Genomic DNA, 11,438 nt, shown 5'->3' with positions numbered 1-11,438 from the left:
TCCACTCGTAACCAATGAAGGCGGTGAACTTGCCCGGCTCATTGAACCGGTCGGCGGTCTTGATGTAGGGCTCCCAGACCGAGCGGATGAACGCCGGATCGGTCATCACCTTCGGCAGCTTGTTGGCCGAGAGCGCGCCGATGATCTCCCATGCGGCCTTGAGCGCCGTGTCGCCGCCCTGCGTGATCATGTCGTGCCACTGCTTGACCTTCGGATCGGCCATCAGCGCGGGATTGCCCTTGACGACTTCGACCATGCCGCCGAAGGCCTCGGCGTGATCGCTGACCACCAGGAAGTCGAGCGGACGCGACAGCTTCGCCGGCTGGCCGGTGGATGTCGTGACTTCCTCGCCGCGCGCAAACCGGTAGGCGGTGTCCGGCCCCACTTTCGCTCCGACGGCGCCGGCGTCGAGCGAGATCGCGGTGTGCAGATGCGTGTCGCCAAAGTACGGACGCGTGGGGAAATTTCGACCCGCATAGGGCGAATAGCCTGGCTTCTTGAAGGCTTGTCCGACGGTCTCCTTGCTGACCGGGCCGAGGTCGGTTTGCAGTTCCTCGGCGGCGAACACCGGCAGCGTCAAAATGGCGAACAGCAGTCCGGCGAAAACGATCCTAAACATCGTTGTCTCCTTTCGTTATCCATGAATTCTCACTTTAAAAAGCAGCGATTCGTTGGATGACCCAAAACATTGCCACGCTGCCGACGACGTAGGGCGGCACGAAATCCGCTGAGTGCATCGGGGTGGCTGTCATTTCGCTTACTCCACACGCTTCAACGCCGGTATTGCCCACTCGCCCGAGATCATCCGAGGTTCCGGGCCATAGTACCGGGAGATGATGAAGAAGGGCCCCGCAGGTGCCGGCAGCCAGTTGGATTCCTTGTCCACCCCGGGCGACTGCGCCTGGACATAGATGGTTAGCCCGCCATCCGCATCCGGCTTGAGGCCCGGGCTGCGACTGCCGATCGAGTAGCGGTTGATGGGATTGGCGGCGAGGTTCCGTTCGGGCAGGGAATACATGGTGAACGACCAGAAAAACTTTACCGGCGGCAGTTCGCCGGGCGCAAAGCGCAGGACATAGCGGTCCTTCTGGGCCGTGAGCGGCTTGCCGTCGGCGTCGAGTTGATAGGCGTTGTAATACGCCTCCTCGACCGAGTTGCCATAGATGCCGACCAGGGCGGCGGCGTTGCGTTTCAAATACATGTTGTCGCCGAGGTGCTCGCGCGTGCCGATGATATCCCGCGAGCTGGTCTGCAAGGCGGCGAATGCCTGCGTCTCCTTCAGCCCCTCCTGCGCGCCCTGCTCGATCGCGGCCAGCAGCCCCGGGTCCAGCTTGGCCGGTTCGAAGGCCTTGCCCGCACCGATGCCGATTTTGGCGAAGCGTTTCATCAGTGCCGCCTCGTTCGGATGGATCGGCTGGCAGAATTGCAGCAGGAAGTTGAGATAGCCGATGAAGCCCGCAGACAGCGCCTGCTTTTCATCCCACTTGGGAAACTTGACGGCGGGAACGGGCGCTGGCGGCTTCTGCCCGGCGAACTCGCTCAGGGGCATGAGCACGTATTGCTGCTGGAGGGCGCACACGTTCGGCACGTCGGCCTCGCCATCAATGCTGGTGCGCGTCAGCGTGCCGACGATGTCCGTTTCCGAACGAAAGACTTTCGTGATGCCGGGCGGCACATCGCCCTTCCAGTTCGGGCCGATGAAGAGATAGTTGCCGGCTTCATAACCGGTGGCGCGCACGCCCGCATAGGCAAAATTGTGCGTGTACAGATCGAACCACTGAAAGACGTTGTAGCGATCCTTCGGCACGGCGGGCAGCTTGAGCACGTAAGGCTCGCGGCGCAGGTCGAGCCATGCCCATGAATACGGCGTGTCGTTGTTGGGCGTGACGATGTCCCGGTCGGCCGGGGTCGCCACGCGGGTGTAATGGCGATAGCGGCCGAATCCGCCGATGTAGCCAGGGTCATGCGCGTTCTGGGTCTGGTTGTAGAGCGTCTTGTAGCCTTGAACCGGCGCGTAGGCGTAGATGAACGCCTCCTTGGCGATGGCGCGGGCTTCGTCCGGCGTCGGCGCGGCGACCGCGCTTGCGTTCATGGCGAATGCCAGCGTGCCGGCCAGGAAAGAAAGCCAGATATGTTTAAGTACTGTTTTCATATGCAATCCCTTTATATTCCGTCGATTGGTTGAGTTGGTACGCCAAGTCACTTCATTTCCTCGATATCCGGCAGCACCCAGGTGCGGTCGAAGTAGGGCTGCGTCGGGGCGTAGAGACGGAAGTAGGTGAACCAGCCTTTGCCGGGAATGGTCTTGATCCAATTCGCGGCGGGTTTCCCTTGCGGCGCTTGCGGCCCGAAGTAGAGCTCCACCGAACCGTTGGGATTCTTGACGATGTCATCACGCGAAGACCGGTCGGGTGCCACGCCGGTGTCCACGAAACAGCGCGTCTCGTTGTCGTACACGGTGAAGGACCAGAACTGCTTCACCGGCGCATTCGGCGGCACGCGCAACCGGTAGCTCTTGCCGCCATCCAGCCAGTTGCCGGCGCTGTCCTTCGCGGATTCGAGATACACCTGCCCGAACCCCACGGTGCGTCCCATCATGCCCTCTGAGACGGCTACGGCTTCGTAGAACCATGATGCCCGTTCGTCGATCTGCGTGTGGGTCGGGGTTTCCTGATTGGTCTCTTTCAGGAGGAGCGAGATTTCCCACCGCTTGTCGGGCCAGACCTTGGCGCCCTCGAATCGCTTGGCGTAGGCGACCCCGCGCGCCATCACCTCGCCGACCTGTGCCGCCTCGATCAGAATCCTTTTCTGCCGTGCGTCCGGCTTGAACGGCTTGCCCTTCTCGATCCCCAGCGGTTTCAGCATGCCCATGATCATGCGGTCGCGCTCGTGGACGGGCTCCTCATCGATGATCCGCGCCAGACCTTCCCAGTAGGCCAGTCCGCGTGGCTGCCAGCCGCTCCACTTGCGACCGTCGGGCCGTACATGGGGACGGGACGCGGGTGGATTGTTGCGCTGGCTGTACGGATAGATGCGATAAGCGGCCATGGTCGCCAACGCCTTTTCACGGTCAGGATCGAGGGCGCGGTGTCCGATGAAGAGATTGACCGTGGGCGAACGCACCACGAAATAACCTTCCGGCTTCATGTCCGGATCGTCCGGACCGAGCACGAGAAATTTCCCGCCGGCGCCCTTGTCCGGTCCGAGCTGGCCGGTATCGGCAAGTGGCCGCTGCCAGAAGTCCAGGATGCCGCCCGCCGTGGGACCGGGGGGAATCTCCACAACCAGCGGCCCGGTGTCCGTCATGCTGGGAAACGCGATGAGATAAGGTGTCACGGCGTTGGCCGTGAGCAGTCCGAGCTTGTCCGTGAAGGTCAGGTAATCCACGTAGTCCAGATTGCCCGCGCCAAATTTATCGCGGTGTTCGTGCGCCCATTGCGCGGAGCCCATCAGCGGCAGCGCCCAGAGATAGGCCTGGGTGGCGCGCTGAAAATCCAGGTCGTCGTAGAGCTTCTTGACCGTCGCATCGGTCGGGTAGCCGTTCTCGAGTTCGAACTTCCCGATCCGGGAATCGACCACGCCGTTCGTGGGCAGTTGTTGCGCCTGTGCACTCGTGAATACCAACGCGCCAATGAACGCGGCGGCGAGCAACTTTTGTGCGTAGGTGTTTGTCATGCCTTTATCTCCCATTCTTACTGCGGTTTGCCGGAACTCAGAAAGCGGCGACGCGTTGCAAGACCCAGAACATCGCCACGCTTCCGATGGCATAGGCGGTGAGAACATGGATCCGAGATGCGGGATGGGGGATCCGCGATGCGAGATCCGGGATGCGAGATGAAAGATTAATATCCCGCATCACGTATCTCGAATCACGCATCTTGTATCCTGCATCACGGATCTTATTCAGAATATCCCTTCCCACCCAGATCAATGCCATGACTCCGGTGATAAATAACAATTGGCCAGCCTCCACGCCGAGATTGAAGAACAACAATGCCAGCGGGATTTGCCCCTGCGGCAGGCCGATCTCACTCAAGGCGCTGGCAAAGCCAAATCCATGCAACAGCCCGAAGGTGAAGGCTACGAGCCAGGGCGCGCGGGCCGTGAGTCCGGCCCGGCCGTTGCGCGCATGAATGATCTCAACCGCGACAACATCGTCCTCATCCAGACCCAGTTCCTGCGCCTCGCGCGCCAGCAACTCCTCCCTGAGATAGGAGGCGACCAGGCCCTTCAGCTCATCTTCGTTGGGCTGGCGCTGCCACTGGCGCGCCCACGTCTGCTTCAGCCACTCAACCTCGTTGGCGGTGACGCGCACGACACGGGAGACGTCGCCGCTCCCGCGATCGATCCAGGCGTAGGCGGCGAACAACACACTGCCGAGAACAAGGAAATGCAGCAGCGGTTCCTTGAGCCATCGCTTCATATCAACTCCGGGACTATCCGCTCGCTTTCTGGGATTTCGCCGATACCGACTTCACATCCTTCACGCAGCGGAACCCCAGATGATTCGTGCCGGTGGTCGGTTCCCCTTTGCCGCGCGTGCCCACCATGTAGCGCGAGCAGTATTGGTCCGTGCACAGGAACGACCCGCCGCGATGGACGCGTTTCTGCACACCCGGCTCGCTGGGGTCGAATGACGACGTCGGGCCTTGCGGATTGCGAGCCATGGTGCCGGCCGCGGCCAGTTGCGCGTAGTAGTCGGGGCGATACCAGTCGCTGGTCCATTCCCACACGTTCCCGCCCACGTCGTACAAGCCGTAGGCATTGGGTGGAAACTGTGCCACCGGCGCGATGCCCCTGAACTTATCCGCGCCGGTGTCTTGGTTGGGGAAGTGACCCTGGTGGCTGTTCGCCATCCATTTGCCACCTTGTTTGAACTCGTTCCCCCACGGATAGACCTGTCCGGTCAGACCACCGCGCGCCGCGAACTCCCACTCGGCTTCCGTGGGCAAGCGCTTGCCGGCCCACTTGGCGTAGGCCATGGCGTCTTCGTACGCAACGTGCACCACGGGATACTTGTCGCGGCCTTTGAAGTCGCTCTTAGGACCCAGCGGGTGGCGCCAGTTCGCGCCGTTCACATAGGCCCACCATTGGAAGTGGTTGTTCAGCGGGACAGCGTGGTCTGGAGGCGAGAACACCACGGAACCGGCCACCAGATTTTCGGGCGGGGCGCCCGGAAAGTCTTCCGCCCGCGGCGTGCGCTCCGCCACGGTGACGTAACCCGTGGCCTTCACAAATTTGGCGAACTGTTCGTTGGTGACCTCGGTCTTGTCCATCCAGAAACCATCGACATACACGCGGTGGATCGGCCGCGAATCTCCCGTCGCGTGCATCCCGACGTCGTTGTCGTCCATCCCAAGCGGATCGGCCGCGCCCATGGAAAACTCCCCGCCCGGAATCCACACCATGCCCTCGGGCGCCGGGCCGGGCGCGGAAGCCGTGTTGGACACGGTCGGCTCGAAGCCGTTGCCGTCCTGAGCCACTGGCGCGGCCCCGATCACCGCGACTTGGCGCGCCGCCAGCCCCCACCCCACCAGGCCCGCCGCGACCAGCAGGCCGGCGACCAGAAGCCAGCGCCGAGATGCTCGGCCCGTGCGCCGCTCTCGGCGCAGCTTCTCTATCCGTCGGCGATGGCGAGACATGGTTCGCTCCTTATTCTTGGTCGGAGAGTCGAAGGGTCGAAGAGTCTCAGAGTGAGTCGCAGGGTCAAACAGTCGCAGAGTCACACAGTTTCAGGATCGACCCTGTCTCTTCGACCCTGGGACCCTGAGACCCTACGACCCTTCGACTCTGCGACCTCGCCATTTAGAACGTGTACGACGCGCCGAGCGATGCCAAGCCGATATCCACTTCATCGAGGGTGAAGAGTTCGTACTCGGCCCGGATCGCGATCGAGAGCAGTTGGAACTGCAGGCCCAACCCGTAAGCGGGGTCGGTGCCTGAGTCGTCCGCTGTTTGCCCGAGGGCGGACATCTCACCGTCCCAATAAATGGCCCCCACTTTTCCAAACAAGGAAACCGGACCCATACTGACTCCGACGAGCCCGAACGCATCCACGCCGGTCACGCTCGTTTCAACGCCGCTACCTGAAACACTTCCTTCAGCGGATCCGAAGTCCACATAGGATCCTTCGATGGCGACATCGACCAGCGGGACCAGTCCGAAGTTGTATCCCCCGAAAATCTTGTAGGCGACGTCGTTATCGTCGTAGCTGACGCCGCCGGACGACACGTCGAGACCGGCCGAACCGAGCGAAGCGCCCAGGTAGAGGCCGGAGTCGCTCCCCGCCCACGCAGCGGTTGAACCCAAGAGCAATGCCCCCAGTGTGCAACTGGGCAGTGTCAGTCTTCTCATCGCCTGTTCCTCCTCGTCTTCCGACGTTGTTGGCGTTACCGATTGTCCGTCTATAAGATCAGGTCATTAGATCAGGCGATCACCGCGTGAACCACGGCGGAAATCCAGGTGACGGTCACCGCAATCCCGTGTTTGAGCGCGAACTGCACCAGCTCGGATTGGTTATGAAGATGCAGCTCTTCCTTGATCTTGTTCCGGTGAAACTCCACGGTCCGCGGGGAGATGTGCAGCGCCGCGGCGATCTCTTTGGCGGAGCGGCCTTCGGCCACCAGACGCAGGACCTCACGTTGCCGTGGAGTCAGCCCGGACGCGGCGTCGCGAGTTCGCGACCGCGCCGGCTCCGCCTGCCCACACCTGCCGTTGTCGAGCAACGGGGTGACGTAGGTCTTGCCCTTGAGCACGTCGTGGATCGCGGTGAGCAACTCCGCGGACGCCGAATGTTTGAGCACGAACCCCGACGCACCCGCTTCCATCGCGCGCACCGCGTAGGCCGCGTCCCGATGCATGGTGAGGAAGATGACCTTGGCCCGCACCCGTTTCTTCTTCAGTTGCACCAGGGCGTCGATCCCGCTGAGCCGCGGGAGCGAAATGTCGGTGACCACGATGTCCGGGTCGAGACGGACCGCTGCCTCGACCAGTGCGCGGCCGTCTTCCACCGTCTCCACGAGGTCGCACACCGGGGTGAGGAGGGTGACGAGCCCTTCGACCACGACCCGGTGATCGTCAGCCAGCAGGACGCGGGGACGCATCGATCCTCATCCTTTCGCGAAACGCATGGACACCATTCCGGGTTAATTGAGGTAGGCGGACTCTAGCACCGGAGCCCGGGGCTGAGAACTCGGGGTCTTACGAGGTTTTCGCGGAACGATTACGAGGTCAGGGCGCGATGAGGCCGCATCGCACGGCTTCCCGAACCAGGTCGGCGTGGTTGTGCAGGTGCAAGCGGTCCATGATGCAGGTCTTGTGAAATTCCACGGTGCGGGGCGACACGTTGAGCGTGGAGGCGATTTCTTTGGCCGTGCGCCCCTCGGCCACCAACTGCATGATCTCGCGCTGGCGCGAAGTCAGCAGGGACAGACCGGTGGGGTGCGCCGGCTTGTGCATGAATTTGTCCAGCACGTCTTTGGCGATCATGGGCGTGAGGTACACCCGTCCCTTGAGCACCTCGCGGATCGCGGCGGCCAGTTCCGCGTAGGCCGCGTGTTTCAACACGAACCCCTTGGCCCCGGCTTCGAACGCCCGCACCGCGTACGAGGCATCGGGATGCATGGTCAAAACGATCACCTTGGCCCGCGTCTTCAGCTTGGTCAACTGCGCGGTGGCCTCGATGCCGTTGAGGAGCGGCATCTGCATATCGGTCACCGCGACATCGGGGTCCAGGCGCTGGACCGCCTCGATCAGTTCGCGGCCGTTTTCAACCGTGGCCACCAGGTCGAAGTCCGCCCGGAGCAGGCTGGACATCCCGTCGATGACCATCAAGTGGTCGTCGGCCAACACCACTCGCGGTCGCGTCATGATTGCTGCTCTCCGAACGGCACGCGCACCTCGATCACCGTCCCCTCACCGGGCTGGGAACGAATCACGATGTCTCCGAGCGCCAGCCACGCGCGTTCCCGCATGCTGGCCAGTCCGAGCCCTTGTGAGGAGCGCACGGACGCGGAATCAAACCCCACGCCGAAGTCTTGGATCGACAGGACCACCACGCGACCCTCGCACCACAAAGACACGCTCGCCTTGTTTGTTTTGGCGTGTTTGGCGATATTGTGCAGGCCTTCTTGCGCGATCCGGTACAGGCAGATGGCCGTCTCGGACGGCATCTCCGGGATCGCCTCCCCGACGAATTCGACCTGGATCCCTTCTCGTTCCGAAAATCGCACGCACTCGGACCGAATCGCATCCGCCAAGCCCAGATCTTTGTCTCCACCGACGTCCACAATATCTCGCGCCGACTGCACCCCGCCATTCTCGCCTCCGGCATGGACCGGCACTCCGCTTCCAACATGGCGGTTTCAATGGCGAGAGCGGCCAGGCGCTGGCTCAAGTCATCGTGCAGTTCCCGCGCCAACCAACTCCGCTCCTCTTCGTGGGCCGACAGCAGCCTGCCGGCCAGCAACCGGAGTTCCTCTTGGCTCTGTTGCAGTGCGGCTTCGCTTCGCCGCAGGCCCTCTTCGGTACGTCTGTGATCCGTAATGTCGCGGCCCACGGCCTGGAACTCGACGATCCTGCCCCCTTGGTCGAAAATCGCGTGGTCCGTCCATTCTTGCCATCGCTGCTCGCCGTCGGGAAGAAAGACGGGGTGCTCATAGGTCCGGATTGCCTGGCCGGGTGTGAAGGTCGCCAGGTGCCGCAGAATGTCGGAATGGAACTCCTGCGGGATCAACGGCAAGAACGGTGTGCCGATCAGGCTCTCCGATGTCCGGCCGAAACAGCGCGCATAGGCTTCGTTGACGAACGTCAGCGTGGTGTCCGGCAGAAACCGGCAGATCAACTCGGTCTGGATCTGGACCACCCCGCGATACCGCTCCTCGCTCCGCTGCAGCGCCTCCTCAACCTGTTTTCGCTCGGTAATGTCGACGCAGGACCCGATGTATCCGCTGAAGATCCCGTCTGCGCAATACCGAGGGACCCCGGTATCCAAGACCCAGCGATACTCGCCGTCGCGACGCTTCAACCGGTATTCCATCTTAAAGGGCAGCCGTGCGTCGAATGCAGCCTCGTACGTCGACAGACACCGATGATGGTCTTCCGGATGAACCCCTTGGGCCCATCCATCACCCAGTTCCTCCGCGAGGGAACGGCCGGTGAAGTCGAGCCACGTCTTGCTGAGGTAGGTGCAACCTTTGTCGGGGCCGGACATCCAGACCATCACCGGAGCGGTGTCGGCCATCGCCCGGAAACGCTCCTCGCTTTCGCGAAGCGCTTGTTCGGCTTGTTGCCGGCGACGATCGGTCCGAGCGGCGGCGATGAGGGTCCCGCAGGTCGCCAGGACCGGAGCGAGAAACGCCACGGTCACGGCGTCGTACCCGGTCGGCCGGTTGGCAATGCCCAGGATACCCACCAGTTCCCGGCCGCGATGGATCGGCAAGCCCAGGAACGTCCTGATCCGCGCGTCTCTTTCCTCTTTCCCGCCGTCTGGTGGATCGGCAAAGATCACGGTTTGCCCGGTCTCGATCGCGGCGTTGAAGAGCGTGTCGAGGTACAACTCGCTCCACTCCACGTCGGATGCGGCGTACACCTGCAGCGCGCCGGCTCCGGAGGAAGGGTCGGCCACTTCCGCCAGAAACCCGCATTGGCTGTGGGTGAGCGAGAGAACCGCGGTCAACAGCTCGCTGAACAGTTCGCGCGGATCTGCGTCCGCGATGAAACGGGCTTGTGCGAGGCTCAGCGCGCGCAGTAACTCGAAACTGTGTTGGTGGGACCGATCCTCTGCTCTGCGCTGGGGAAACGTGGGGTCCATCTGGCAAGCAATATTGACTCCGCTCCAGGCGGCGGGACTTCGTGGTTGGGTATGGTTTTAGAATACTTTCCGGGCAAATTGCAAGCCGGTCGAGTGCAGGGGAGGGGCGCCAGCAGCCGGAGCTGCCCGTGGGGACCGAAGTCCTGATGGATGCTGCACCCGCGGATACGCCGCTGCAACAGGCGGTCCCGCGAGGGAGCGCGGCCCATCGTACCCCGGAGGAGGCATAGACAGCGCCACGCCGAACGCGTTATGGTGGCGGTCATACCGGAGATTCGCCATGAGTAATCGATCCAAAATGGTGACATTGCCCAACGGGGTCCGACTCGTGAAGTGGGGCCGCACCGAGGAGCCCACCGCGGAGTCGGTGGCCGAAGAGATGCGACGGTTCGGGTACGCGGTGTACGACCTGCAAACCGTCGCGCCGTGGTTCGAACGCAGCCGGCACGCGCACGACGAACCGGAAATCCGGGGCGCGGTATCCGGCGCGATCACGTTTCACTTCGACGAGTTCCCGGTGACCATCGAAGCGGGCGACATCCTGTTGATTCCGGGCGGGATGGCGCACGAAGTGATCAGCCACAACAGCCGCCCGTTCTCGGCGTACAAGGGCTCATTGAGCGGCCAGCGCCGCGTGACCGAACACGGGGACGGCGCGGGCAGCGTCGAACAATTGACTCGCCGGACCGATCCCGCCAACGCGTGAACCTGATCGGATTCGATCTCGACGGCACGCTGGAAGACAGCCGGAACGACATGGTGTCCGCGGTTCACCGCGTGCGTGCGGGACTCGGGCTGTCCCCGCAGGCCGACGACGCCATCCGTCCCTGGGTGAACCGGGGCATGGATCAGCTCTACCGCGCGTGTTTCGACGACTATCTCGAGGGCAACGACAGCCGGCTGGTCGATGTCCGCGCGCGCTATGAGGCCGATTACCTGGACCACGTGGCGCACGACACCCGCCTCTATCCGGGGATCGCGGACTCGCTGGAACGGCTGGCGTACGTCGGCCGACTGGCCGTGATCACCAACAAGCCGGAACGGATCTCCCAACGGCTGATCGAGGCGCTCGGGATCGACGCGTTCTTCGCGGCGGTGATCGGCGGCGACACGTGCGCGGCGAGCAAACCCGATCCCCTCGTGTTGTCCGAAGCCGCCCGGCGGTGTGCATTCGACGCGGCACGGGGCCGCGCGGTCATGATCGGAGACACCACCGCCGACATCGCGCTCGGACAGGCGTTCGGCGCCGCCACGATCTGGTGCGCGTGGGGATACGTTGACCGGCCCGATCGCGAGCCGGACTTCGTGGCCGCACATCCTACCGATCTTCCCGGCCTCGTTCAGAAGGCGCTCATCGCTTAGTCGGTTGCTGAAAAAGCCCATCCGCGGCGTTCTCCAAGGAGCCTCGGCCGCCTCACCGTCTCGGCGGCGCTCGTGGCTCAGCGCCACTTCTTCGTGGCGCCACTCGCCTCACGTACGACCGCAATCCCCTGGGAGTGCTTATTGAGTTTTGCGTAAGTAATAGAACATCTATTGCCACGGGGCTGATGGGAGATCCGATGCGAGGACAAATGAGCGGAGCTTCTCTCCCGAGCGGCGGACACGGCGGGCGCTGGCATGCAGGTGG

The 11,438-nt window shown here is 63.0% G+C and carries 10 protein-coding genes and 2 pseudogenes; 2 read left to right on the top strand and 10 right to left on the bottom strand.

From position 1 onward, the window contains the following. From AB1451_16630 to AB1451_16585, 10 genes and pseudogenes are all read right to left on the bottom strand, one after another. Window positions 1-619, bottom strand: a 619-nt coding sequence (locus AB1451_16630) for a DUF3604 domain-containing protein (GenBank protein MEW6684520.1), incomplete at its 3' end; no start/stop codon positions are given. Window positions 620-757: 138 nt separating this feature from the next. Further along, window positions 758-2,152 (bottom strand): DUF1254 domain-containing protein, encoded by a 1,395-nt coding sequence (locus AB1451_16625; protein MEW6684519.1) that lies wholly within the window; start codon window positions 2,150-2,152, stop codon window positions 758-760. A gap of 47 nt (window positions 2,153-2,199) precedes the next feature. Beyond that, window positions 2,200-3,675: a DUF1254 domain-containing protein gene (locus AB1451_16620; GenBank protein ID MEW6684518.1), complete on the bottom strand. Its 1,476-nt coding sequence runs from the start codon at window positions 3,673-3,675 to the stop codon at window positions 2,200-2,202. 37 nt (window positions 3,676-3,712) lie between these two features. Further along, window positions 3,713-4,150, bottom strand: a pseudogene (locus AB1451_16615) (HupE/UreJ family protein). 286 nt (window positions 4,151-4,436) lie between these two features. After that, window positions 4,437-5,642 (bottom strand): SUMF1/EgtB/PvdO family nonheme iron enzyme, encoded by a 1,206-nt coding sequence (locus AB1451_16610; protein ID MEW6684517.1) that lies wholly within the window; start codon window positions 5,640-5,642, stop codon window positions 4,437-4,439. Window positions 5,643-5,805: 163 nt separating this feature from the next. Continuing rightward, window positions 5,806-6,354: an outer membrane beta-barrel protein gene (locus AB1451_16605; protein MEW6684516.1), complete on the bottom strand. Its 549-nt coding sequence runs from the start codon at window positions 6,352-6,354 to the stop codon at window positions 5,806-5,808. A gap of 71 nt (window positions 6,355-6,425) precedes the next feature. Continuing rightward, on the bottom strand, window positions 6,426-7,103 hold the full coding sequence (locus AB1451_16600) for a response regulator transcription factor (protein ID MEW6684515.1): 678 nt from the start codon (window positions 7,101-7,103) through the stop codon (window positions 6,426-6,428). Window positions 7,104-7,230: 127 nt separating this feature from the next. Further along, the gene (locus AB1451_16595) at window positions 7,231-7,869 is read right to left on the bottom strand and encodes a response regulator transcription factor (GenBank protein MEW6684514.1); all 639 of its coding nucleotides are present in this window, start codon (window positions 7,867-7,869) and stop codon (window positions 7,231-7,233) included. Continuing rightward, a complete protein-coding gene (locus AB1451_16590) occupies window positions 7,866-8,171 on the bottom strand; it encodes an ATP-binding protein (protein MEW6684513.1) in 306 nt (101 codons plus the stop codon). Before AB1451_16590 ends, AB1451_16595 begins: the two co-directional genes overlap by 4 nt. Before the next feature lie 161 nt (window positions 8,172-8,332). After that, window positions 8,333-9,811: pseudogene (locus tag AB1451_16585) on the bottom strand (PAS domain S-box protein). A 280-nt stretch (window positions 9,812-10,091) separates the two neighbouring features. On the opposite strand from AB1451_16585, the gene AB1451_16580 reads away from it, so the two are divergent. Continuing rightward, the gene (locus AB1451_16580) at window positions 10,092-10,517 is read left to right on the top strand and encodes a cupin domain-containing protein (GenBank protein MEW6684512.1); all 426 of its coding nucleotides are present in this window, start codon (window positions 10,092-10,094) and stop codon (window positions 10,515-10,517) included. Next, window positions 10,514-11,173 carry an HAD-IA family hydrolase gene (locus AB1451_16575; protein MEW6684511.1) on the top strand — a complete coding sequence of 220 codons (660 nt, stop codon included), beginning with the start codon at window positions 10,514-10,516 and terminating at the stop codon, window positions 11,171-11,173. Before AB1451_16580 ends, AB1451_16575 begins: the two co-directional genes overlap by 4 nt. Window positions 11,174-11,438: the final 265 nt, after the last annotated feature.

Source organism: Nitrospirota bacterium (assembly GCA_040757335.1).
Lineage (GTDB): Bacteria > Nitrospirota > Nitrospiria > 2-01-FULL-66-17 > 2-01-FULL-66-17 > JBFLXB01.
This window is presented reverse-complemented; position numbering and strand designations above follow the sequence as displayed.